We start from the raw sequence: 24,047 nt of genomic DNA on the forward strand, positions 1-24,047 counted from the left end.
AGTGCGTTCATGAGGAATTTTTCTCACAGGTAATTCAATCGCGGCTGCCTGCAGCAGGCGTTATCTTGCACGGTCATGCTGGCCGGGAGGGACGGGTTTCGGCCCGGTAATTAAATCGAAGTTGTCCGTGCGGAAAGGCGTGACGGGGAGGCCGTCGTTTGAGAAGAGGTTGCACGCCGGATTGTCCGCCCAGGCGTAACGGACCGCGATGGGCTTTTCGACCTGCTCGCTCCACAACTCGACAGTGTTGCCGTCGAGAATCCTGCCCGTGGCCGGGTGCCATACTTTGTCCGGGCCGCAAATCGCGAAGCCGCGGGGTTCTTCAACATCAAAGGGCCGAAGTCGGCTGCCAAAACAATCGAAGGTAATCGTCGCCTTGTTCCCGGTGATAACGACACTCTTAAACTCGGGACTGCGATACGGCAATTTCATTCCGTAGTCCTTGACCAAGGCCCAGCGCACGAGGCGGGCGGCCACGTCATGCTTGTTGCGCGGGTGAATATTCTTGCCCTCACCAAGGTCGATGATGACGGCTTGGCCGGTATTCGGCAATAGCATCGTTTTTGTCTGTGCCTCGCGGAGTTCCGCCCAGGCGCCGGGGTCGGGTCGCTCCGCTTTGTAGGCGGCCAGTTGCACCCAGTAGAACGGGAAGTCTCCCTGCCCCCACTCTCTACGCCACTGCTCGATCAGGAAGGGGAAGAGGCTGGCGTATTCGTAAGACCGACCCGCATTGGCATTGGTCTCGCCCTGATACCAGATCACGCCCCTGAGTCCGTAACCGAGGGTCGGATGCACGACGCCTGCGAAAATATTGCCGGGCCGGGCATTGCCGGCGAGCCACTGCTGGGGCGAGAAGGGAGCGCGCGGCGGGGACTTCTTTTCCGCCTTCGCCTTTTCCTCGGCGGCTTTCCACGCCGTCATGGCGCGCTCGAAATCAGCCTTTCCTTTCTCGGACTGGAGTTCCGCCTCATGCTTTACCGTCGAGTCCATGAGCGGCTTGAAACGCGGGTCTTTTTCGAGCGACGCGCGACGTACCCAGGCTTCGGCGGCCGAGCCGCCCCACGCGTTGTCAATGAGACCCACCGGCACGTTGAGGATTTCGTGGAGGTAACGTCCAAAGAAAAAGCCCACCGCGCTGAACTTCCGAGCCGAGTCGGGCGTAGACGCTTGCCACTCGCCCTTGAAGTCATTCTGCAATTCCTGCGTGCCGACGCGCGGCACTGTGATGAGACGGATATTCGGCAGGTCCGACCGGGCGGCCTCAAGATCGCCGGTCCAGTCGTCGGCGAGAGTAAAGACCATGTTTGACTGGCCGGAGCACATCCACACTTCGCCGATGAGCACGTCCTTTATCTCGCGCTTGGTGGAGCCGACAACGGTGAGCGTCTGGGGCGCGGCGTTGGCGGGCAGCGGCGCGAGCTTCACCGTCCACTTGCCGTCGTTGCCGGCCGTCGTGGAATAGGTTTGGCCGGCGAAGGACACGGTGATCTTCGTGCCGGGCGTGTCCCAGCCCCAGATGGGATTGGACTGCTTTTGTTGCAGAACCATGTGGTCGCTGATGATGGCCGGAAGTCTAAGTTCCGCACGCAGAACGGTAACCCAGGCGAGCATCAGAAGGAGAACGGATAATCGTTTTATCATGTCAGTGAATGTCCGAGGTTGGGAAGAACTGGAAAACTTCTAGGATGTTTTTGGTTCCTGGGTTGTCTTCTTTAGTTTCAATCGATTAGTTTGTCAAGTCCAAAAGCGTACAATCGCGTTTGTCCTCCGAATACGCTTCAACATTAAACTAGTTTCTGAATCTTCCTTGAACGTTAAAGCATCTCATCGGCAGGAGAGTGCTCATGATCACCCTTCGTCCCGCAGCCGAGCGCGGCCATTTCGATCACGGATGGCTGAACACCTATCACACCTTTTCCTTCGCCGATTACCACGATCCCCGGCACACCCACTTCCGCGGCCTGCGCGTGATCAACGAGGACACGGTCCAGCCCGGCGGCGGTTTCGGCACCCACCCGCACCGCGACATGGAGATCATCACTTATATCCTGCAAGGCGCGCTGGCGCACAAGGACAGCATGGGGACTGGCTCGACCATCGTTCCCGGCGATGTGCAGCGCATGAGCGCCGGAACCGGAGTGCTGCACAGCGAGTTCAACCACTCGCGCGACGAGTTGGTGCACCTGCTGCAGATCTGGATTTTCCCCAGCGAGCGCGGTTTGAAGCCCAGCTACGAGCAGAAGACGTTCGCCGCGGAAGAGAAGTTGAACCGCCTGCGCCTGGTCGCGTCGCCGGACGCCAGCGACGGATCGGTCATCCTGCATTCCGACGCGCGGGTTTACGGCTCGCTGCTCGAGCCCGGAGCGAGCGTGGAGCACGCATTGGCGCAGGGACGCGGCGCCTGGATCCAGGTGGTCACCGGCGCGATCGAGGTGAACGGAAAGCGGCTTGCGGCAGGCGACGGCGCAGGCATCGAAGACGAGCAGTTGCTGACGATCACGGGACGCGCGGAGTCAGCATCGTCGGAGTTTCTGCTGTTCGATCTTGCCTGATGACTTGCGGTTGTCGGTGCGCGCGGCGACCGTGGTGCCGAGTTTGCGGGAGAGCGCCGCGAGCGATTTCTGCTCGGCGGGAGAGAGCGCGGACATAGCCGCAACGATGCGCTCGACGTGCTGCGGAAAGACCTGCGCGATGAGTTTTCTTCCCTTCTCCGTAATCGAAACCAGGTAGAAACGCTTGTCGGCGGCCTGACGCGTGCGCGTGACGAGGCCGCGTTTTTGCAGGTTGCCGGCCACCATGGTGAGATTGCCGCCGGTCTTCAGGAGCTTGCGGGCGAGTTCGCCGAGGCACAGCGGACCGATGTGGTAGAGCGCTTCCAGCACGCCAAACTGGCTGGGCGTGAGGCCGGCGGATTCCAGTTGCGACATGAGGAATGAATCCACGGTATCGGCGGCGCGCAGCAGCTTGACGTAGGCGTCAAGCGCGCGTTCCTGCCGGGCGGCGCCGTGGAAGTGTTTCATGGGAGGTTCTCGGTCTTCGGTCCTCGGTTTTCGGTTTTCTGGTATTGGTACTTCAATATTAAATCATTTGGCCGGTAAGAGGAAATGCACAGATATCCTGACTCGTGCCCCTTCGACTTCGCTCCGGGCAGGCTCCACCAGCCGCGAACTCGGGATGACATCCCTTTAGAAATCCCACACATTTTAGAAATCCCAGACATGACAGTTTAGAGGCGCATGCGAAAGGTCAGCGGCGTTCGTGCAAGACGACTTCGCTTTCGCGCAGCGGAAGCGGGGCGCGTCGCCAGAAGAGCTGCCGGACGAAGAACATGACCAGCAGCACGGCGCCGAAGGTGCACACGATGGTGGCGCCGGTGGGAAGATCGAACCAGACGGAGCAGTAGCATCCCAAGGCGGAGACCAGCGTGCCCATGGTCCAGCCGATGGCGAGGCGCGGGCCGATCCTGTCGGCGAAGAGCATGGCGCCGACCGAGGGAACGATCAGATAGCAAAACACCAGCAGCACGCCGGCAATGGCGACGGACGAGGTCACGACAAATCCGAACGAGGCGTAGAAAAGAAAATCCCACAGGCCGATGGAGATGCCGGATCGCTCGGCCATTTTCGGGTCGGTGGAGATGAGCAGGAACTTGCGGCGGAAGATGTAATGAAACAGGCCGATGGCGCCGTAGAGCACGGCGGTCTTGATGACTTCCAGGCGCGAGACGGCGAGGATGTTGCCGACGAGCATGTCCTTGAGGTGCTCGGTTTCGCCGGTCGCCTTGCTCATGGCGAGGATGGCGGCGGCGGAAGCGACGGCGTAGGTGATGCCGATGAAGGCTTCCAGCGGGATGCGCCCGCGATGGGCACGCACCAGGGCGAAGATGCCGGCGCCCAGAAAGGTGAAGGCGAGGCTGATCCAGTAGGCGCCGCTGCCGTGCGGGTCCATGCCGGCGAGAATGGCGATGGTGGCGCCGAGGGCGGCGATCTGGGCGAGCGCGAGGTCAACAAAGATGACGCCGCGCTCCACCACGTGCACGCCGAGGTAGGCGTGAATGCCAGTCAGAATGAGGCTGGCGATGAACGGCAAGATCAAGAACGAAAGCAGCAGCATCCAGTGGTCTCCGAAACTATTTGGTGGCGTTGAATGCCTTGGTCAACAATCCGATATCGTAATCGAACAGCTTGAAATAATTGTCAACGCCCTTTTCGCCGCCGGTGGAAGGTAGTAACACCAGCACCTGGGCGCCGGTTTCACGACCGATGCTCTGCGGAGTCTTGAGATCGAAATAAGGCTCGATCAACTCGATCTTCACATTGTCGCGTTTCATCAACTGGATGATCTCGATGGTGTGCTGCGGCGTAGGCGGAATGCCCGGCCGCGGTTCAATGTAGCCGACGACGTTGAGTCCGAAGTGCTTGGCGAAGTTGGTCCAGGAGGTGTGATAGGTGACAACCTTGCGGCCGCGATAGGGCTTCATCTGGTCGTCCCAGTTTTTTTCGGCGGCGGTAAGGCGCTTGTCGAAATCGGTGAAGCGCTGCTGGAAGTAGCTGCTGTTCTGCGGATCGAGTTCGCCCAACTTGGCGGCGATGCCCTTGGCGACGCGGCGGCCATTGTCGGGATCGAGCCAGTAGTGCGGGTTTCCGAGGGGATGGACGTCGCCCATGGCACGCGTGATCTGCCCGGTTGGCTTCTCCAGGATCTCGGCAAACTGCGATGCATCGAGGTAACCCGGCGCTCCCACCTGGACGCGCGGGTTGCCGCTCTGGGTGATGAGCGGCGGCAGCCAGCCGATTTCCAATTCCAGGCCGACGCTGATGAGCAGGTCGGCCTGGCGCAGCTTAAGCAGGAAGCTGGGCTTGGCTTCGACAAAGTGGGGATCCTGATATCCCTTGGCGATGGATTCGACGCTGATGCGGTCACCGCCGACTTCCTGCGCCAACGCGGCGAGATCGGTGGTGGAGGTGACCACGTTGAGTTTCTTGGCGGACGCAAGCGGCGCGGCGAGGAAGGCCAGCGCCAGCAGCGCAATCATCGTTCTAAAAACCTTCACACATTCCTCCTAAAACGGATGGGCGCCGTGCGCGCCCAGGGAAAACTGCAGTTGCATCAAGAATTCGTGCGCGTCGAAGTGTTCGGCGTAGCGGGTGAGCCGGTACTGGCCGCGAAGCTGGCTGAATTCGCTGGGCCAGTAGGTCAAAACGAGCGACGCGCCGCTGTCGGTGAGAGCGGCATCGCGGGCGCGGTCGGAACGGTCGTAGCGCGCGCCGGCGAACCAACGGCGTCCCAACTGGTAGTCGCCCGAGGCGTAGAAACCGAAGGAGCGCTGCAAGCGCGGCAATTGCTGGCGTTGGCTCCAGATGAACTCGCTGCGTCCGACAAAGGAGTGATAAATGGAGCGGCGCAGCGGCTTCCAGCGCAGAGTGGCGTCAACGCCGTAGAGCTGCGTAAGGTAGCTGCTGCCAAGGTCGTTGTGGCCGCGCGCGTAGGAAGCGCCAATATCGAGATTGGTGGACTCGGTGAGGTCGCGATAGCTGCGGAGATGGGCGACGGCGCTGACGTCGCTGCGCTGGCTGGAGGCAAAGATGTCGGCAGAGTCGCCGCGGAAGATCTGCCCGGTGGCCTCCAGGAAAAGGCCCTTGGGCGCAGGCAGAATGCGGGTGAGCGAGAGGCCGGCGTCGTTGATGCCGTCTTCGCCGCCGAGCAGGCTGTTGGTGACCAGCGGGCGATCAGTCCAGGGCAGCACGTGGTTGTGGAGGGTGTTCACTTTTCCGAAAGCGGCACGCATCTTGCCGCCGCGCAGCACGAATCCGGCGGGCAGTGCGGTAAAGGTGATGTAGCCCTCTTCGAGGTTCACGCCCTCTTCACCGAAAGAAATGAAAAAGTCGCCGCGGGCGTAGGGGTCGATGATGGCCTGCAAGCCGACCTCGGATTCATGCATTTGGAATGCGGGCGTCGGAACCATGGGATTGTGGCCCATGGAGCCGAGAAAATCGCCGATGACACTGATGTCGGGATTCAGCGCCTTGGCTGCCGCCGAAGCTCCACCATATACCGGCAACGAGCCCGCCTGCTGGACGGCGCTGGCGGCAGAGACGGCGCCAAGTTCCGGAGCAGGCGGCGCCGGGGCCGATGATTGCTGCTGAGCCTGCAGCATGCGCACCTGGCCTTCGAGGGCGATGATGCGCTCCTCCAGCGCCTTGATGCGGTCTTCCTGGCTCTGCTGGGCGCGAGCAGGCGGGGAAACCGCTCCGAGAAACAACGTCAGAAGCACAAGACCCGAAACTCGATCGCGCATGGGTTGGAACCTCCTGCCTGCAAAACAAAACAAGGGCCGCCGATTTCCGCGAAATCGGACACGTTCCGGCACGTCAGCACCGGGATGGAAATGCCGAGGAGGTCTAAACCTGGGGTGGGGGCCGGGTGTAGAGGACGAGCGTCGCAGCCGATTCGTAGGACCTGATTTGTTCCGGGGGCAACGGCGCCGTGCAAGTGAAGCGTGGAATGGGCGTCGCAGGACCCGCGCTGATGGTCGCCGGAAGATGAGCCGCCAGGCACAACAGGCAGTGATGCGGCGTCAGGGGAGCGCTCTCCAGCGGGCCGACGGAGCGGTGGACGTGAATGGCGTCGTAGCTGCTGACGCACATCAGAAGCAGGCACACCATGGCGGCAAGGCTGACTGGGCGCGGCTTGAGCCGCGTTGTCAGCGAGACCCGCGTAGGTCGTGTAATCCTCACCAAAGGTATTGTAAACCCTCACGTCCAGAACAAGTTCTGAGCCGGCGGGTGGCACAAGAGATGCGCCCAGCGGGAGAAAGTTTCGCGGGATCTGTCGCGGAGGACGCGGAGGAACATTTCATGTGCTAGGCTGCCGGGCATGGAGCCGGCGCCAAGGCGGGCGAAGCAGTTGATCAGCGGCAAGGCGGAGCGGTTTACCGAGTCGGTGATCCGCGAGATGACGCGCCAGGCAATGATGCACGGCGCGATCAACCTGGCGCAGGGATTTCCCGACTTCGCCGCGCCGGAGGAGATCAAGCGCGCGGCGCAGGAGGCGATCGCCGCCGACATCAATCAGTACGCGATTACCTGGGGAGCGAAGCCGCTGCGGGAAGCGATCGCGCGGCAGATGGAGAAGTGGCAAGGCATCGCGGTGGATGCGGAGCGCGAGATCACGGTGTGCTGCGGATCCACCGAGGCGATGATCGCGTCGCTGCTGGCGATTACCAATCCCGGCGACGAGGTGGTGATCTTCGAACCGTTTTACGAAAACTACGGGCCGGACACGATCCTGTCGGGCGCGCAGCCGCGGTTTGTGAAGCTGCATCCTCCGGAGGGCGAGGGCGAGTGGCACTTCGACGAGCGCGAACTGCGGGCGGCGTTCAACCGCAAGACCAAGGCGATCGTTGTCAACACGCCGAACAACCCGACGGGCAAGGTGTTCACGCGGGCCGAGATGGAAACCATCCGCGATCTGTGCGTCGAGCACGACGCGCTGGCGATCACCGACGAAATCTACGAGCACATCCTCTACGACGGCGCGGAACACATCGCGATGGCGCGGCTGGACGGCATGCGCGCGCGGACGATCACCATCAACGGCATGTCGAAGACGTACAGCGTGACGGGATGGCGCGTGGGGTGGGCGGTGGCATCGCCGGTGCTGACGAACGCGATCCGCAAAGTACACGACTTCCTGACGGTGGGGGCCGCGGCGCCGTTGCAGGCGGCGGGGGCGGTGGCGCTGAGCTTGCCGGAGTCGTATTACGAGCACCTGGCGAGGTCGTATCGCGCGCGGCGGGACCGGCTGCTGCCCGCGCTACAGCAGGCGGGATTCAAGGTGTTTGTGCCGCGGGGCGCGTACTACATCATGACCGACATCGAGGGGTTCGGGTTCGAGGACGACGTGCGCTTTGCGCAGCACCTGGTGAAGGAGGTCGGCGTGGCCGTCGTGCCGGGATCGAGCTTCTACAGCGATCCGCGTGACGGCGCGCGGCAGGTGCGATTCGCGTTTTGCAAGCGCGATGAAACGCTGGACGCGGCAGCGGAGCGGCTGAGAAGAATTGGAAATTTGTAATTGGTAATTTGTAATTTGTGATTGGTAGTTGGTAGTCCGGATTCCGCGCTACGGGCTACCGACTACGGGTTACCCGTGCGCCGCCTCGCTGAAATCCTCTTAATCCTAATTGGTCACTCGCGACTGCGGCGTCGCGTTGGTTCCATCCCACCTGCGCATGACATCGAGGTGGAGATCGAACTGATCGAGCGCACGCATGGCGAGGTGGTTGATCATCTCGTCGAGCGACTGGGGATGGTTGTAGAAGGCGGGCACGGGCGGAAAGATCACCACGCCCATGCGCGAGAGCTTGAGCATGTTCTCCAGGTGAATGTCGTTGAGTGGGGCTTCGCGGACGAGGAGCACGAGTTTGCGGCGCTCCTTGAGAGTGACGTCGGCGGCGCGATGGATGAGATTGTCGCCATGGCCATGGGCGATGCAGGCCAGCGTGTTCATGGTGCAGGGCGCGATCACCATGCCGAGCGTGACCAAGGAACCGCTGGAGATGGCGGCGCCCTGGTCGCCGATGGGATAGGCGTGAGTCGCCATCGCCTGGACCTGCTCGACGGTGTAGTCGGTTTCCTCGGCGAGGGTGCGCGCGCCCCAGCGGCTGATGACAACGTGAGTGTCAACATCGGTGCCCTGCAACAGTTGCAGGATGCGGACGCCAAAGATGGTTCCGGTGGCGCCGGTGATGGCGACGATCAGGTTGCGGCGTTGCATAGGGCTTCCGGGATTCGCGAATGGTCGGGGCGACAGGATTTGAACCTGTGACCCCCTGCGCCCAAGGCAGGTGCGCTACCAGGCTGCGCTACGCCCCGACTCTGTTTAATTATAACTGCGCGGCGCTCCTGGGGGCCGCGCGCGGAGCGGACAGCCACAGGGCCGGAGGACAGGGCATATAATGCTGCGCAGCCATGGCCCCTCCGCAATATGCCTTGGTCGCGTATGTGAAGAGTCCGGTCGGCGGCTTCGTCGAAGGGCTGCGGCACGAGTTTCACCCGACCCAGGCGCATCTGCCGGCCCACCTCAGCATTCTCCCGCCGCGCATCCTGCAGGGCTCGGAAGCGGAGGCGCTGGCAAGCCTGGAGCGCGCCTGCCGGGATGTGGACCCGTTTGAGATCGTGCTCGGCGAGGTCGCGACTTTCATGCCGGTGACACCGACAGTTTTCATCCGGGTCGCCCACGCCGCGTATCGCATGCGCGAGTTGCACGATCGCTTGAACGTGGGAGTACTGAACGCCGAGGAGCAGTGGCCCTACATGCCGCACCTGACGATCTTCCGCATGGATTCAGTGGAGCAGGCGGGGCCGGCACTGGAGGAAGCCCGCCGCCGCTGGGACAATTACCGCGATTCGCGGCGCGTCTTGATTGAACAGGCGACATTCGTGCGCGAAGCCGGCGCCAATCGCTGGATGGACCTGGCGCCGGTGCCGCTGGGCCGGCGTCTTGCCACTACCAGCTAATCGCTGAAATTGCCCTGCTATAATCGTAGTTTGCGGTGGGAGTAGCTCAACTGGCAGAGCACCGGACTGTGGCTCCGGACGTTGTGGGTTCGATTCCCATCTCCCACCCCAGCATCTCATTGAGCCACAAGGGAAATGCCCGATTCTAAGGGGCAATAAGGGCAGCGTCGGCTGCCCTTTCGAGTTGACGGGGACCAAAATGCTGACCACCTTCCCCACCGATTCCCTGTTCTATGCCGCCGAGCCCTGAACTTGGACGTACAGCGTGGTCGAGACATCGGCGCAGCGCAGCACCTTCTGGCTCACTTTGAGTGTTGCAGCGGCCGCGCCTAGCGCGCGTGTTGCCATACACATGTCCCTTCTTCGGCGTCGCGGAAGACCACGGAAGAGGGTGTCACCTGCGCGCAGTTCGCTCCGGTTGCCAGGTAGTAATTGACGGGATAGGTCAGCGGCTGGGGCGGGGTCCAGTGAAGCGATTCCGACAATCGCGTATCCGCTTCGCTGGTCGGCATCACGTGTTGGCGTGCGAAGTCGGCCCAGTACACCTTGTTGTGGGTGAAGATTGGCAGGATCTCCATCATCGGTCGAGGCGCAATCACGACCGAGTCGGACGGCGTATTCTCCTGTAGCCATGCCAGGGTCCGCGGCATGCACCAGCTCAGCGCCCAACTCTCCGGGTGCGCAGCGACTTGGCTGCGCAGCCGCACGTAATCCACCAGGTGTTGCGTTGTCGCAAATCCGATCAGGAGAGCAAAAATCGAGGTGATCACGACTTTGTGGATGCGGAGTTGCGCGAGCAATGCAACCCCCATAATCGCCCATAGCGGGTTCAGCGAATCGGTGAAGTGGTACGCCTGGATCTGGCGGTTGGTGACTACGTTTTGCAGCTGCAGCGGCACGCTAGCGGCGAAAAATGCGAACAAGAACAGAAACACTTGCGACCGGCGCCGCAACATCCAGGCCAGGACAGCACACGCGATGCAAAGCGCAAGGTGAGGCAAGACATTGTCTTCAAGCCGGCGCCCGGGCGTCATCGTGTAGGTCGGCCACCGGCGCAGTGTTTCCTGGACGATAGGATTTGCTGCGTTGCGAACTGTCCGAATCACGAAGGGTAGCGCAACTATGGCGCTGACGGCCGCCATGACTGCCATAGCGCGGCGCTGCCCGCCTTGGCTGACGAACACCAATGCAATAATTCCCGCCCAAAGCACGGCCCAGTAGAAAATTGGCGTGTAAAAGATGGCGCCTACGGCAAGGCCGGCTACGATCGCGCGGAAGCGTGTCGGCCGTTGCCAGCAGACAGCGACAGCACCTAATGCAGCGAGATAGAGCGTCGTGTGAAATCCGGCACTGAGGAACCGAGCATAACGCAAGAACGACGCCAATCCCGGCCGGTGGATACGCAGCATGAGCAGCGAGGGCGCCAGAACGGTGAGCAGTCCCGCGAGTGCGGCCAGCGCCGGCGGGAACTCGAACACCCAACAGATCCACACAACACCCAGGAATATCGCAGCCGGCTGCAAGATGCGGAAGGCTGCCGCGATCCTCACGACATCCCAATGCAGAGCTCGTCCGGCTAGTGCAACCATCCGTTCCGACAATTCCGGCATGAACTTAGGCGCGTTCTCGTGTCCCGCGACATAGGGATTCCCGAGTGTGTCGCCACGCATCGCGGCCGCGGTGCGCACCATGTAAATTTGGTCATCGATGCGGAAGATCGGCAGAATTTTCCCGGTCTGCGCGATGGAAAGCAGATGAGGGAGCGCGTACACCAGGCACACCAAGGCGAGCGCTGCCCAAATGACGGCTTGGGATTGTTTGTGCACGGGAGATAACGAGGAGTGCGTGGATTGCCTTGCCACGGAAGCAGTCATAGCTCTCATTTAGCGCATTACCTTGGAACTAGTGCATTGCCCTGGCACGTGCGAGCGCTCCAGGAATCCGCACCGGATGCGGTGAAACGGGTATCCGACGGCGCCGAAAACCGGGTTGGACTTGCCGGCGGCGACTTACTTGCGCAATCGGCAACATTTGTAGAGTTCGTCCCTAAAGCGGCAATTAACAACCAAACCAATGCGAGAAGCGCCCATCCCTGGTGGGGTAAGATGACCGACTGCCACCACCACGACGTAGCCACGTTGCCCGGAATTCGTCCCTGCATTGTCGCTCCACCCAAGAAAGCACCCGTCGGAAACATGAATGCGAGCAGACAAATCAGGGATGCCGCGGCAACGCGACATCGAGTGATCAGAAATTGTGGCAACGCCCAAACTATTGCCAGGACGAGCAGTCCGGCATCGTACGTGCGGTGGTACGCCGGGAGCAACGATATCGCCGATATTCCTGCCAAAGCCAGGAGACGCTGATGGGTATTCCTGAGGACCAAAATTCCCCAAATGGCCAGCGCTATCGAGAACATCAACCATGCGAATAGGTTTGCCGCGGTACGGCTGTGCAGCACTGCATAGGACGGCATTTGCAAGTTGATCAGGTGGAAACGATTTGGACCGAGGGCGTAGTCGTGCACGGAACCTGGCTGGAACCAGTACTGAGCGTTGCTCTCGAGCGCTTGAGCCCACGCGGGATGCAGTCTCTGAATGCGGAGCAACCCGACACCGGCGAAAATTGCACCTGTAAAGGTAGCGGAAATCCATATCCGATGTTCTCTGGCGAGCACAAAAAAAAGCAGCAGGAAGATGACCAGTTGCGGCTTCAGCGCCGCCGCACTTCCGAGTATCGTGCCGGCAAGGACCGGATGGTGTACACGAACCCAGACCGCGGCAACAACCAGCGCAGCAACCGAGAAACTGATCTGGCCAGTAGCAAAACCTGTGTGCAGAGGAGCAAACCCCAAGACGACCGCCAATGGTATCAGCCGTGCCTCCTTGGACAGTGTGCCTGCCCCCATTTGCCACACCGCAACACACAACAGGATGGCAGCGGCGCAGTTTATCGCGACCCACACATGCAGTGCTTGGGGCCAGTTGAGCCACGCGATTGTGGCCAGCAGGGGCAATGCAGTGGGAGGATACATGGGCGCCAAACGCGACGATGAAGGCCGACCGGAAGCTGACTGCCACACCTCTGCGACTGTGGTTGAATCATAGGGATTGCCTCCGGCGAGCCATGCTCTCGCGCTAACGTAAGGCTCAACGAAATCGTTGTAGTCAGACCGTGCAAGGAGGCGCAAAGGCCCGCGCACAATGAAAAGAGCGGCTGATGCGAGCACCAGAATCAATAACGGGAGCTGCGCGCGCTGTAGAAAATGGGGCAACAAATTCTTAAACGCGAACCTCAAATGCGGTCATTCGCGGGTACGGGTTGGCTGCGCGGTCGGATCAGCGGAACGCGCGATGGTCGAATCCGCCCCGCCGCGACCGCCGGCGCGAAACGGCGCGCTCTCATATAGGGCAGGCGCGCAGCGTTCCGATTGCGAACGACTGCCACGGGGGCCAAAACGACAAATGTCAGAAAAAATTGCTGCACGATTCCGCCAAGGTATTGCGCCATTTGCGATTCCATGGCGACAAAGCCCGGCAGCAGCGCCATGCCGAGACCCTTCATCAGCACGCCGGCGTCGCGAGACAGCAGCAAAGCCGAGATGCAATCCAGTGCCACGCCGACAAGGGCCATGACGAAAGCGGCACCAATCCAGCCGAAGCTGATATAGCCTTCCGCCAATACTCCCACCGCAATCGACACCGAGTCGAGATTGCGTTCCGACGTCATCCCGTAGGTGACCTGATAATAACGGTTGGCATCGTTCACCGTCGGCTTTTCCTTCCAGATGGCCCGCGGAATGAGCGTGTAGGCCATGTAGGCATACATCGTCCAGCCCTGGTAAGGCACAATGGACGGCGTCAGATCCATAACGTTGGCGGTTTGCTGCAACAAAGAAAAGCGGCCCATGGATCCATAAACCTGCCGGCGGACAGCCTCGGGGTCCGAATCCGACAAGACGCCTTTCCATTTTTGTTGAGACATTGAAATCCAATCCGAGGCCCGAGAAACGTCGCCGGATTGGCTGTCCCTGCCCCAATACGTCGCCCGGAACTGCTCCTTGGCGGGCTGCAAAAATAGTATGTACGCGAATACGACCAGCAGGACTGCTTTCGGAATCGTGAAGCGAGTATCGAGCAGGACACACCCGGTCACCATGATGATGGCGGCACCGGTTCCCAACCACCCGGTGGCCATGCCGAACAGAAAAGTGCCGATAACAAAGAAGACCAGCAGTGCGCGTTCGTAGAGCGGTACCCAGCGCATGAGGCTGCGCCGCAGCAGGATGGCGTACGCGACCAGGGGAAGGGTACCGCGCAGGATGGCAAATACCTGACGGAACGAACCTCCAAGCATGCCGCCAAGAGTGGGGAAGTAGCGCAATGAAACCCCGAACAGCATCGCGGCCATGAGGTACTTGGGCGACGCGGTCGAGTCGCGCAGATCAAGCGTGGGTATGGTGCGTAGCCGGCGCCCGACACCGAGATGCATCCCGAAATAAAGGGACACGATTCCGAGCAAAGCGAGTAACTGTGCTCGGAGGATTCCTTCAGCGGAGACGAAGCCTCCGGCAAAACGCCAGCTCTCTTCCCGGCTCCAAAACAGCGGCAGGCCGTACGCCAGCCAGAACATAGCGGCGATAATGGCAAAAAACGGAAAATCCTTCTCCGCCGGCGGCTTTGCTTTCCAGGAGACCCAGGAGGCCCACGCAATCTGCAACAGCACAAAAGAAAGCACTGTTTGCACGAGGGTAGGAGAACCGGCGCCGGTTAGCGAGGCGAAGGCTGTAACCAGGACAGGAAAAGCCAAATAGTGGAGCAGTTGGGCGGCGTCATCGCGCGTCCGGATATTACCTTGCGGCCGTCCGACTGGAATGTGGCGCAATGGCATGTTGAAAGTTCTCTGCGATCAAACATCAAGCCGGGGCCCGCGTTGCGTATTCACTTTTGTGCCGCTGCTGATGAATTTTTACGATGTTAGCATAGCTGCCGCCGGTTATAGCCCACGATAAAGAATGGCGTATCCATTCGTGCATGTCCAAGAACACGGTGCTCACGCACCTCAATACCTGCGAAACAGCCGTAAGATTCTGGCACTTGTCGCGGCGCCGCTGAATGCGAGCAATCCATTCGCCGTCGCAGATGGCGAGGCGCCCCGAGGGGAATGGATCGACGGAATACACCCGGCGCACGCCGCGCCGCGCCGCCGCGCAGGAAGTCTTACCCTCGTAGCAGCCGATTTCGACGAATACCTGGGCGCCCTCCAGGTGGCGGAGAAGGAGTTCGGTTTCGGCCGCGGTGAGTTGCGAGGATTGTTCGTCCAGTCCGACGGCAACACGGAGAAAGTGAAGCAGAGCATTCATGGTTGCAGCCATTCCAGCCAGCGCTTCCGGACGGTGGCGTCTGCGTAATGTGTTTCGTACTTTTCGCGGGCACCGCGCGCCAGGCGCTCGCGAAGCGGTGGATCGTCCAGAAGAGCGCGAATGCCATCGGCCAGCGCCGCCGCGCTCTCCGAATCGCATACCCATCCGGTGCGGCCATGGTCAACGATCTCCGGCAAAACACCACTGCGAAAGCATACCGCCGGGACGCCCTTGGCCATGGCTTCGACCACCGAGCGGCCAAACGACTCGCCATATCGCGACGGTGGAGTGGGATAGATCTGTATCTCCGCGAACCGCATGAGGCCGACGACATCCTCCCGAAATCCCCAGAGTTGCACCATTTCGTCCAGGCCACGCGAGGAAATATCCGCCCGCAGCCTGGCTTCATCGGCGCATCCGCCAAAAATGTGCAGGGCTAGATCGGGATGATCCGGCGCCAGCATCTTCACCGCATCCAGCAAGAGGTCCGTGCCTTTGTGGTGAGACACCTGCCCCACAAAGAAAAGGTTGCGCTTGCCCGCAAATTGCCGCCGCACATCGGCACTTTCACTCTCGCCCTGGCTCGTGTCAGTGCGAATGGAGAGGGCCGCGTTACGCTTATGCCGCAGGGCCGGGTTGCCGGCCAGCGTAATCTGCATTCCCGACTCGGTGTTATGGATTGCGTCGGTGACGATTCGGTACGCCCAGCGTTCCACGGACGTCGGCTTCGGCGCCAGTTCGTGAAAGTGGACTAGAACACGGCGTCCGCTCAGCCGAAACCAAAGGGCCGGCAGCAGTGCCAAGCCAAGATGGTTTGCCGAAGGAAGGTAGATGGCATCCTGTCCCCGCGCTGCCCGAAGAGAGTCCATATTGCCCCGAACGAACGCCCAGAACATCCGCAAGAGGTGCGCGGCGCCGGCCGGCTTTGCCAGCCTCGGCCAGCCTTGCCAGTCGCTCAGGAACGTGTGGGCCAACTGCCGCCGTTTGATCTCCCGCAATACCGGCAAATCGAGGCGGTGCGCGGTGTAGGTCATCAGGAAAAGCGGCTCGACCTCAGGCCGGAGCAGGTCAAAGGTCTCAATCGTCGCTCGTTCCATGCCGTAGAGGGATACGTCGTTGAAGATAATCAGAACTCGAAACGTCCTGGGTTGCACGGCATTGCGAAGCGATGGGTTTGGCACCCGTTCGCGGAGCTGTCCCTGCTGCTGCACCAGGCGCGCAATGCAAGCCAGGAACTCGCGCTGCTGGCGCAGGATGTCGTGGTTTTCGGCGAACACCTGCAAACTTCGGGCCGCCAGCCGTTGCCGGTGCTCCGGTGAAGTCGCCAAGCGCACCAGTGCCGCAGCCAGCAGGTCTTTGCTTGGGCAATCCACCAACTCGGCAAACCCGCCCTCGCGCGCATAAGGCACGACGCCGCTTTGCGGAGGCGCACAAATCAGGACAGGCTTCCCTGCCGCCAGATATTCGGCCAACTTCGATGGAAACGACGTCTGCACGACTCTCAAATGCGCGTCATCGAACGAATACGGCAAATAGAGCACATCGGCCTGGCGCAAAGCGGCCTGCACTTCCGGCTGCGGCGCCCAGCCATGCGCGTGAACCCGCTCATCGTCCCACCCGGATTGTCGCAGGTACTTCGGCAATGCTCCGTAGAGGTCCAGCGACCACTTGATTCCCGACAACGCCGGCGATTGCAGCGCCTTCACCAGCAAGTCAATACTCGGGACGGTCACATCCGTCATCGTGCCCGCGTATGCGACCCGCAACGTGTCGCGCGCGCTACCCGGGTCTCCACTTGCCGGCTGCGCTTCCGATGCCGGCAATTGCACCTCCGACTCCACGCCGTACTCTTGCCGCAGCGCTTGCTGCATCCCCGGGGACACCGCGTAAATCTGGGTCGCGCCGCGCAAGACCCGGCGATAGCACCAGCGCGCCGCTGCGCTCGGCACCCACATCCGCGACCGCATGGAGTCAATCCAGTCATCGTGAACGACCAGGACGAAGGGCACGCGGGCCAGGCGCGCCGCCACTGCCGCTGCCAGGAAGAACATGTTGTGGGCAACGCTCAGCACCGCCGCGATGCGGTACCGGCGAATCACCCACCAGCAGTAAACGGCCAGCACCGGCAACAACGCCGGCTCCAGCAGTTGTTTCAGCCGGCCCAGCCCCCATCGTCCAGTGTTGCTGGTTTGGGGAAACGACAGGTGATGACAGTCGAGGCGGCCGCTTTGAAAGCGTTTCAGGAAGTGAGAGCCCGCCAGCACATGCAGCTTGTCGTTGGCATAACCCTTCAGCAACCGAGCCATCAGGATGGGTCCGGCAGTCGCATCGCACGGCGGAAATTCGAAAACGAATAGCAGTGCCGGCGCGCTCTGAGTCTCCTGGGTGGCCGGCAAACTGCTCTCGGGAGAACTGACCACGGGTCGCTGCCCCGACTTTTCCGTGGAAGTTTGCTGGGGGACGGTTGGCATCAGGAAATCTCAGGCCGTAACGGCCCGCACGCTTGGCGTCACGAACTGTAGCAAGATTTCCTCCAGCGGCACCTGGATACGCCATTGGGGGTAGTCGGTCTGAAACCGCCCCAGGTCGCTGATGTAGCAGATGTGGTCGCCGACCCGGTTCTTGTCCACGTATTCTGTGGTCAACTTCTTCCCGAACAGGTCGCCCAGCCGGGCGATCGCCTCGATGATGGAAATCGAATTGGCTCTCCCGCCGCCCAGGTTGTACACCGCGGCGCAGCGCGGCGACTGGTAGAAGGCGAAGAACGCGTCGCACACGTCCTGCGAGTGGATGTTGTCGCGCACCTGCTTGCCTTTGTAGCCGTAGACGCGGTACGCACGGTCTTCGCGAAAGCAGCGCGCCAGGTACGCCAGGAAGCCGTGCAACTCCGCGCTGGAATGGTTGGGTCCCGTCAAACATCCGCCGCGGAAGCATACGGTCGGCATGTTGAAATACCGCCCGTATTCCTGCACGACCAGGTCGGCCGCCGCTTTGGATGCGCCAAACAGGCTGTGCAGCGTGGCATCAATGCGGCACGACTCGCTGATGCCATTCCAGTCTTCCGGGCGCGCATACTCCCAGCGCGTCTCCAGCTCGTTCAGCGGCAGCTCGTTGGGCGCATCGCCATAAACCTTGTTCGTGCTCATGAAGATAAACGGCGATTGCGCGCAGAACTGGCGCGTCGCCTCCAACAGGATCAGCGTGCCGGTGGCGTTGATCTCGAAATCGTCGAACGGGCGGTCCTTTGCGAGGTCGTGCGAGGGCTGAGCGGCGCAATGGATCAGCAGCGCCGGCCGCAATTGCTTCACCAGGTCGAGGATTCGGCCGCGGTCGCGGATGTCCAGCTCGTGATGTTCGAAATGATGGCAGGTGTCGCGCAACCGCTTCAGGTTCCACGAGGTGTCGCCATCCGGCCCGAAAAACGACATGCGCATGTTGTTATCAATGCCGTGGACGCGCCATCCCAGCCGGTCAAAATAACTGACACATTCCGAACCAATCAAGCCCGAAGAGCCTGTTATCAACACCGAATTCATGTTGCCGCCTTGCTGGAGGAAATGGTTCAGATTGTAAGCTCAAATTATGAGCTTGGTGGTTAACGTCCAAGCGCCGCCGCGGCCGGAATGGACCCAGACCTTTGCTGGAAACAACACTCCTGACGAGGTCGCCCGCGGCACCCGTTTCAGTAACGGAACCACGCGCCACGCCAGGTTGCGGCGCAGCCACGATTGCGTCCGACCATACGGAATTCCGCCGTACCGACTGAGGATGGCGCCGCATTCCTCGCGGTATTCCTTTGCATACCGGTCCGTGTTCTGGTTCTTGCGGAAACGGAATCCTCCCAGCAGCGCGCGCACTCCATACAGTTCCGCGTGCTGATAAAACCGCGCCCAGAGCTCGAAGTCGAACGCCAGCGGTACCGACGTGTCTAAATACGCCCCGGCCCGGTCCCACAGCGACCGCCGCCAGAACGTGGACTCCTGCTGGATCGCTCCGCGCGTGTACACATCCCCGCCTGGCAGGTTTGCCCCGCGCAAGAACGAATCGCGATTAAACCCATGCAGTTCTTTAACCAGCACCGCCTGACCATTCTCGTTCCACGCCGCCGGCATTGTGGTGGCCAACCACTCCACCTCCGGATGCTGCGAGAAAATCTCTGCCACCGTGGAAAATGCTCCCGGCAGGTACATGTCATCGCTGCTCAGCCACGCCATGATTTCGCCGGTCGAGCGCTGCAGTCCTTCTTGAATCGCATAGACGTGACCCTTGTCCGGCCGTGACGTCCACCACGCCAATTGCTTTTCGTACTTGCGGATGATCTCCACGCTACCGTCAGTCGAGGCGGCGTCAATCACCATGAATTCGAGGTTGGGATAGTTCTGCCCCAAAACCGAGGCAATCGTCTGCTCCAAGTATTCCGCCCCGTTGAAATTGGGCGTCACCACGGAGATCTTGGGGGGACGGTCCATCCGTTTACCGGTTCACCGCCGGCCGTGAGCGCAACGCCGCCAGTGCCTCCGGGATGTTGTTATGACGCAGCAAGGCCGCTCTCTGCGCGGGCGTCGCGGCGCAATGGCTTTGCCGAAATATCCCGCTCTCTTTCATTGGGGAAACCTGATTCGACCAGCCAGGTCACTCACGTGCCCAGGCTTCAACGCCAATACGTCGTCGTACTCGATCCGTTCGGTCCGCGGACACTGTGCCAAGCGGTATCCGCCTTCGCTCCGTTGGATCGAGTAAACCTTGTACCCGTACGACACCATCAGGTCCCAGGTCTCTGCCGCAGTTGTCCCCAGCCCGCGCGCGGTCCAGTCGGACAGTTCGCAGAACAGGACCGGTGCGCCGGCGCCGGTGAACAGTTCCTTGCCACCGAGCAGCACCAACTGCTCGGCTCCCTCGACGTCCAGCTTCATGACATCCACCCGCCGAACTTGCTTCTCCGCGAGAAAGCAATCGAGCGTGCGGCAGGTCACCTGCTCGACGTGCGAAACGTGGCCGACTGCCGCTTCATGGGTCACCGTTCCAACGGAGTTGCATCCGCCGTAAGCCGGTTCGCAGACGTTTAAGGAAATCGTTCCGTCGGCGTTGCTGAGGGCCACACGGAACAACTCGACATTCTGCAATCCATTGCGCTCGATCGCTCTCCGCGCACGCTTCCAATCCCGCTCCGAGGGTTCGAACGCCAGCACGCGCCCCGTCGCCCCGACCAGTTTGGCCGCCAGCACCGTGTACAGTCCAAGGTTTGCTCCCACATCAATGAAGGTCATTCCCGGTGCGAGGACATCCTGCATTGCTCGCCGCACGGCGCCTTCGAAATCGAGATACAGCAGGTGTCGCGAGAGTTCTTCCGCAGGATAAAGGTACACGCCCGCGCCATCGAGCAATGGTTGGAATACGGTGAGGCCGCAACGCCACCTCATCCGCCGGTATTGCAAGAAAGGATCTTGCAGCGCGCGCATCAACACGCCGCCTGCGCGCCTCACGAATGACGCCATCGAAGTCCTCTGTCCTTTGCCGTTCTGTCGGCCGTTTGTCGGGATGCCAGAAAACGTATATACCTTCCGGCGACTGCGCTTTGCGGCGTGTCACTGATCACCTGCAAACTGAATCCTCTGCTGCAGAAGAACCTCTGCAGATCCTGCTTGTCAAACAGATAGCTGAAGGTGTTGATGCCTGAGGTCGAAAGGGTTGTGGGTTCTTCGTATGTCTTGGCCCGGTATTCATCTCCCTCATATCGCAATACTGTCCACGGTCCTGCGGGCATGTCGTCGGTGGCACAAAATCCGCCGAGGAATACGTGGTCGGAAAGGGAGATCAGGTTCTCCAGGAAGATGAACGGCGCAATGCTGTGGTAGTAAACGCCGTGGGCGAATACCAGATCGTAGCGTCCGTAGGTACGGCCGCTGACGTTGTGGAAGTCATCCATAATGACCTTCACTCCGTGCCATGCGAAGGCCTGCGCCGCAGCCATAGTCTTGGCCGCATTTTCTCCCCGTGCTTCCACACAATCTACTTGCGCCGCTCCCAATTTCAGGATGGCCGCCGTCTGCGCCCCTTCCAAGGGTCCGAATTCGATCACTCTTTTCCCCTTGAGCGGCAGGAGCCGGTCCAATTCACGAAACGGGGAAACCGCCGGCGCTTCCTCGTACGGCGTAATCCCGTACAGTTCACGCCCGAGATAGAAACCCACCAGGTCATTCAGCGAAGTCACTGCGTAATCAACTCTCGCCATCAGCGCCGTAACCTGGGTGAAGGGCAGCAACAATTGAGTGATCACAGCGATCCGGGAACCGACGGCTGTTTGCAGCTTTGCCACGGTTTTCCAGTGCTCGTCGGTCATCGGGATCCGCGCTATCAACACTAATCCCGGCGCCGCCGGCGGCGCGTCTTGCCAGTCCCAATTCACAATCTGCGGCGTAATACCCGGACACCGTGAGGGCAACTGCCACGAATCGAGGAGTGCTTTATCGCCCAGGATGGTGATTTCATTGCATTCCTGACGCGCCAGTTGGAACGCAACCAGGTCGCCGACGCAACCGGCGTTAAATAGTTCCTCGAGGCCGATGTAATGCGGCGCCAGCGTCGTTGGCTCCTGCCGCTCCTGCCGCCGCGCCGTCAATGCCTGCCCAATGCGTTTGAAGTTGTGTTCCGGGCTCTCGCGATACAGGGCGCGCCCCGCGCGTCGGATGAATTGCACCACCTCGGATTGCCTCCAGTTGGAAATCGCCATCTTACTTATTCATGGCGTCAGTCGCACTGTATCACTTCAATCCTGACCTGCCGCTGGGCCATCGAAGGTTGCACAGAACGCACGCGCTTGCAGACCCACATTTCCGAACCATCCTCCCTCGAGCTTGCGGGCCCCATACACCGGCGTCTCCACCACCGTGAAGCGGAACATGGCGGGCACAAACTCGTACTTCAGCTCCCGGACGTCCCGCAACTGCACCTCCAGGTCGTAAGCACCCGCCAGCAGCGGAAAGTCTTCGATCACGAAGCCCATTTCCACCGATTCCTTTGCCGCCAGCGGCGGAAAGGTTGCCAAATCATTCGACGGCACGCCCGCGATCCGCTGCCCGTCCAAAGTCAAAAACGAGACGTAGATTCCCGGCCCTTTCATCGCCGTCTTCGCGGTGAATCGCACCCGTACCTCGACCCGGTCGAAAGTCTTGATCACCGGGCTGCTGAGGGACCGGATCTGGACATCCCTGACGATGCAGGTGGGTGTTTCCGCCTGCATTTCAGTCGCGAGCGCCATCTGTACGCTCGCCAAGTACTTGTCGGCGACGTCATTAATCTCACCGTCGGCGACAATGCCCCCGCTCTCCAGCGCGATCCCGCGCTGACACACCTGCCGCAGCGCCGACATGTTGTGGCTGACGAACAGGATGGTCCGCCCGCTTTGTCCCACTGAGCGCACCTTTTCGAAACACTTTTTCTGGAACTGTGCGTCTCCCACCGCCAGCACTTCGTCGACCAGGAGGATTTCCGTTTCCAGGTGCGCCGCCACGGCAAACGCCAAGCGCACGTACATGCCGCTGGAATAGCGCTTGACGGGCGTGTCCAGGAATTTCTCGATTTCCGCAAACGCCACGATTTCGTCGAACTTGCGCGCGATCTCCGCCTTCCTCATGCCGAGGATTGCCCCGTTCAAGTAGATGTTCTCGCGCCCGGTCAGCTCGGGATGAAACCCGGTGCCCACCTCCAGCAGCGAACCTACCCGCCCGCGCACTTCCGCAAAGCCCTGGGTCGGCTCCGTGATGCGAGACAGCACCTTCAGCAGGGTGCTCTTGCCGGCGCCATTGCGCCCGATGATCCCGACGACTTCCCCCTCGCCGATCTGGCATGAGAGGTCGCGCAAAGCCCAGATCGTCGAATCATTTCCATGGGCGCCCTTGTGGCGGCGGAGCGGAGCTGCCAGCCGGTGCATGAGCGCTTCCCGCAAGGAGTTCGTGGGACGCTCGCCAATCCGGTAGCGCTTGCTGAGCGATGCGCAATGAATGGCGATGTTGCTCATGAACAAAAATGGAGAGTAGCCGGATTATAACCGAATGAAAGTTGACGCGGGAAGCCAGGCGCATGATTCGCCACCATGAGCTTCCCAGTCCGCCAGCCGATGTTCGGTTCGTGCCAGCAGCACGTCATATTGCAACATTTGGCCGCTGCGCGGGTCCACATATCCCGGCGTGATGTACCACACTTCGAACCCTCGCCGGTACAGATAGTCGAGGATTTCGGGAGCCAGCGCCTTCTGCCATTGACTTCCATCAGCGCCCGGTCCGATGGCGAAGCGACCGCGGAGCTGAGCTGCGGCTCACACGATGTCGGCGAAAGTCTTTTCCATGCGGCGGAAGTAGTGGAGGCCGGCAATGAGCAGTAACAGCACCAGTCCGACCGATACGCCCAGCATGGCGCCGGGACTCGGGCCGGTCCCGAGCAGCGCCCAACGAAAGCCTTCGACGACACCCGCCATGGGATTGAGCACAAGCACCCACCGCCAGCGCGCAGGAACCACGGAAGCGGGATAGCCGACCGGGGTGGCGAGCATCCAGAATTGGACAAGAAAACCGAGAGTGTACTGAACGTCGCGGTAGCGGACGTTGATGGCGGAGAGCCAAACGCCCGCGGTCAAGGAAGTAATCACGGCGAACAGCACGAACACGGGCAACAAGATCACGCCTTTGCCGGGCGGGACGCGATAGTACGCCATCATCGCCAACAGCAGGAGAAAAGCGATGGCGAAATCCAGCAGGCCGGCAAGGACGGAGGCGATGGGGATCACCAGCCGCGGAAAATAGACTTTGCTGATCAGGTTTTGGCTCTGCACCAGGCTGTTGCTCGACTGCGAAAGACCGAAGGCGAACAACTGCCAAGGCAAGAGTCCGCAAAAGGCGAAGATCGGATACGGCACCGAAACCGGGACCTTGGCGACGCGGCTAAAGAGCAGGGTGAAAATCGCCATCAGAAAGAGCGGCTGCAGCAGAGCCCAGGCGGCGCCGAGCGCGGTCTGCTTGTAGCGTACCTTGATGTCGCGCCAAGCAAGAAAGTACAGCAGTTCGCGATACTCCCAAATCTCGCGCAGGTTGACCGCGGACAAGCCTCGCGAGGGGGCAATCAAGGTGACCGCCGGCGCGGGAGCGACCACGCCGGCCGGCAGGTGCTGCATC

21 protein-coding genes and 2 tRNA genes are annotated in these 24,047 nt (G+C 61.0%); 4 read left to right on the forward strand and 19 right to left on the reverse strand.

Annotated elements, in window-relative coordinates; all coding sequences use genetic code 11:
• Nucleotides 1-60: 60 nt before the first annotated feature.
• A complete protein-coding gene (locus tag LAN70_06605) occupies nucleotides 61-1,641 on the reverse strand; it encodes a sialate O-acetylesterase (protein ID MBZ5510826.1) in 1,581 nt (526 codons plus the stop codon).
• 203 nt (nucleotides 1,642-1,844) lie between these two features.
• Between LAN70_06605 and LAN70_06610 the strand changes: the two genes are divergently transcribed.
• Nucleotides 1,845-2,552 carry a pirin family protein gene (locus tag LAN70_06610; GenBank protein ID MBZ5510827.1) on the forward strand — a complete coding sequence of 236 codons (708 nt, stop codon included), beginning with the start codon at nucleotides 1,845-1,847 and terminating at the stop codon, nucleotides 2,550-2,552.
• Here the strand turns inward: LAN70_06610 and LAN70_06615 are convergent.
• The 5 genes from LAN70_06615 to LAN70_06635 all read right to left on the reverse strand — a co-directional run bounded on the left by LAN70_06615 (nucleotide 2,514) and on the right by LAN70_06635 (nucleotide 6,665).
• Nucleotides 2,514-3,020: a MarR family transcriptional regulator gene (locus tag LAN70_06615; GenBank protein MBZ5510828.1), complete on the reverse strand. Its 507-nt coding sequence runs from the start codon at nucleotides 3,018-3,020 to the stop codon at nucleotides 2,514-2,516. The two genes, LAN70_06610 and LAN70_06615, sit on opposite strands and share 39 nt — an antisense overlap.
• A 226-nt stretch (nucleotides 3,021-3,246) precedes the next feature.
• Complete coding sequence (locus LAN70_06620; protein ID MBZ5510829.1) at nucleotides 3,247-4,113, reverse strand: metal ABC transporter permease; 867 nt, start codon at nucleotides 4,111-4,113, stop codon at nucleotides 3,247-3,249.
• 16 nt (nucleotides 4,114-4,129) lie between these two features.
• Complete coding sequence (locus tag LAN70_06625; GenBank protein ID MBZ5510830.1) at nucleotides 4,130-5,053, reverse strand: metal ABC transporter substrate-binding protein; 924 nt, start codon at nucleotides 5,051-5,053, stop codon at nucleotides 4,130-4,132.
• A 9-nt stretch (nucleotides 5,054-5,062) separates the two neighbouring features.
• Nucleotides 5,063-6,298: a TonB-dependent receptor gene (locus LAN70_06630; GenBank protein MBZ5510831.1), complete on the reverse strand. Its 1,236-nt coding sequence runs from the start codon at nucleotides 6,296-6,298 to the stop codon at nucleotides 5,063-5,065.
• Nucleotides 6,299-6,401: 103 nt separating this feature from the next.
• Nucleotides 6,402-6,665 (reverse strand): hypothetical protein, encoded by a 264-nt coding sequence (locus tag LAN70_06635; GenBank protein ID MBZ5510832.1) that lies wholly within the window; start codon nucleotides 6,663-6,665, stop codon nucleotides 6,402-6,404.
• Nucleotides 6,666-6,876: 211 nt separating this feature from the next.
• Between LAN70_06635 and LAN70_06640 the strand changes: the two genes are divergently transcribed.
• Nucleotides 6,877-8,073 (forward strand): aminotransferase class I/II-fold pyridoxal phosphate-dependent enzyme, encoded by a 1,197-nt coding sequence (locus LAN70_06640; protein ID MBZ5510833.1) that lies wholly within the window; start codon nucleotides 6,877-6,879, stop codon nucleotides 8,071-8,073.
• A gap of 105 nt (nucleotides 8,074-8,178) precedes the next feature.
• Here LAN70_06640 and LAN70_06645 read toward each other — a convergent pair whose 3' ends face one another.
• Both LAN70_06645 and LAN70_06650 read right to left on the reverse strand, forming a co-directional pair.
• A complete protein-coding gene (locus LAN70_06645; GenBank protein ID MBZ5510834.1) occupies nucleotides 8,179-8,775 on the reverse strand; it encodes a UbiX family flavin prenyltransferase in 597 nt (198 codons plus the stop codon).
• A gap of 21 nt (nucleotides 8,776-8,796) precedes the next feature.
• Nucleotides 8,797-8,873: transfer RNA gene (locus LAN70_06650), tRNA-Pro, on the reverse strand.
• 96 nt (nucleotides 8,874-8,969) lie between these two features.
• On the opposite strand from LAN70_06650, the gene LAN70_06655 reads away from it, so the two are divergent.
• Nucleotides 8,970-9,518: a 2'-5' RNA ligase family protein gene (locus tag LAN70_06655; GenBank protein MBZ5510835.1), complete on the forward strand. Its 549-nt coding sequence runs from the start codon at nucleotides 8,970-8,972 to the stop codon at nucleotides 9,516-9,518.
• A 35-nt stretch (nucleotides 9,519-9,553) separates the two neighbouring features.
• A tRNA-His gene (locus LAN70_06660) sits at nucleotides 9,554-9,629 on the forward strand.
• 218 nt (nucleotides 9,630-9,847) lie between these two features.
• Here LAN70_06660 and LAN70_06665 read toward each other — a convergent pair.
• From LAN70_06665 to LAN70_06715, 11 genes are all read right to left on the reverse strand, one after another.
• A complete protein-coding gene (locus tag LAN70_06665; protein ID MBZ5510836.1) occupies nucleotides 9,848-11,392 on the reverse strand; it encodes a hypothetical protein in 1,545 nt (514 codons plus the stop codon).
• A 17-nt stretch (nucleotides 11,393-11,409) separates the two neighbouring features.
• Nucleotides 11,410-12,552, reverse strand: a complete 1,143-nt coding sequence (locus LAN70_06670) for a DUF2029 domain-containing protein (protein MBZ5510837.1) — start codon at nucleotides 12,550-12,552, stop codon at nucleotides 11,410-11,412.
• Between the two features lie 260 nt (nucleotides 12,553-12,812).
• Nucleotides 12,813-14,408 (reverse strand): hypothetical protein, encoded by a 1,596-nt coding sequence (locus tag LAN70_06675; GenBank protein ID MBZ5510838.1) that lies wholly within the window; start codon nucleotides 14,406-14,408, stop codon nucleotides 12,813-12,815.
• A gap of 25 nt (nucleotides 14,409-14,433) precedes the next feature.
• Entirely contained in the window at nucleotides 14,434-14,892 is a 459-nt protein-coding gene (locus LAN70_06680; protein ID MBZ5510839.1) for a class I SAM-dependent methyltransferase, read from the reverse strand.
• The gene (locus LAN70_06685; GenBank protein MBZ5510840.1) at nucleotides 14,877-17,351 is read right to left on the reverse strand and encodes a glycosyltransferase; all 2,475 of its coding nucleotides are present in this window, start codon (nucleotides 17,349-17,351) and stop codon (nucleotides 14,877-14,879) included. Before LAN70_06685 ends, LAN70_06680 begins: the two co-directional genes overlap by 16 nt.
• A 9-nt stretch (nucleotides 17,352-17,360) precedes the next feature.
• On the reverse strand, nucleotides 17,361-18,416 hold the full coding sequence (locus LAN70_06690; protein ID MBZ5510841.1) for an NAD-dependent epimerase/dehydratase family protein: 1,056 nt from the start codon (nucleotides 18,414-18,416) through the stop codon (nucleotides 17,361-17,363).
• A gap of 39 nt (nucleotides 18,417-18,455) precedes the next feature.
• Entirely contained in the window at nucleotides 18,456-19,349 is an 894-nt protein-coding gene (locus LAN70_06695; GenBank protein ID MBZ5510842.1) for a glycosyltransferase, read from the reverse strand.
• Between the two features lie 132 nt (nucleotides 19,350-19,481).
• Complete coding sequence (locus LAN70_06700; protein ID MBZ5510843.1) at nucleotides 19,482-20,375, reverse strand: FkbM family methyltransferase; 894 nt, start codon at nucleotides 20,373-20,375, stop codon at nucleotides 19,482-19,484.
• Nucleotides 20,360-21,610: a class I SAM-dependent methyltransferase gene (locus LAN70_06705; protein MBZ5510844.1), complete on the reverse strand. Its 1,251-nt coding sequence runs from the start codon at nucleotides 21,608-21,610 to the stop codon at nucleotides 20,360-20,362. The genes LAN70_06700 and LAN70_06705 overlap by 16 nt, the downstream gene beginning before the upstream one ends.
• A 36-nt stretch (nucleotides 21,611-21,646) precedes the next feature.
• Nucleotides 21,647-22,897, reverse strand: a complete 1,251-nt coding sequence (locus LAN70_06710; GenBank protein ID MBZ5510845.1) for an ATP-binding cassette domain-containing protein — start codon at nucleotides 22,895-22,897, stop codon at nucleotides 21,647-21,649.
• A gap of 297 nt (nucleotides 22,898-23,194) precedes the next feature.
• Nucleotides 23,195-24,046, reverse strand: coding sequence for an ABC transporter permease (locus LAN70_06715; GenBank protein MBZ5510846.1), 852 nt, complete (start codon nucleotides 24,044-24,046; stop codon nucleotides 23,195-23,197).
• Nucleotide 24,047 lies beyond the last annotated feature (1 nt).

The sequence above is a fragment of the Terriglobia bacterium genome (genome assembly GCA_020072845.1).
Classification (GTDB): Bacteria; Acidobacteriota; Terriglobia; order Terriglobales; family Acidobacteriaceae; genus JAIQGF01.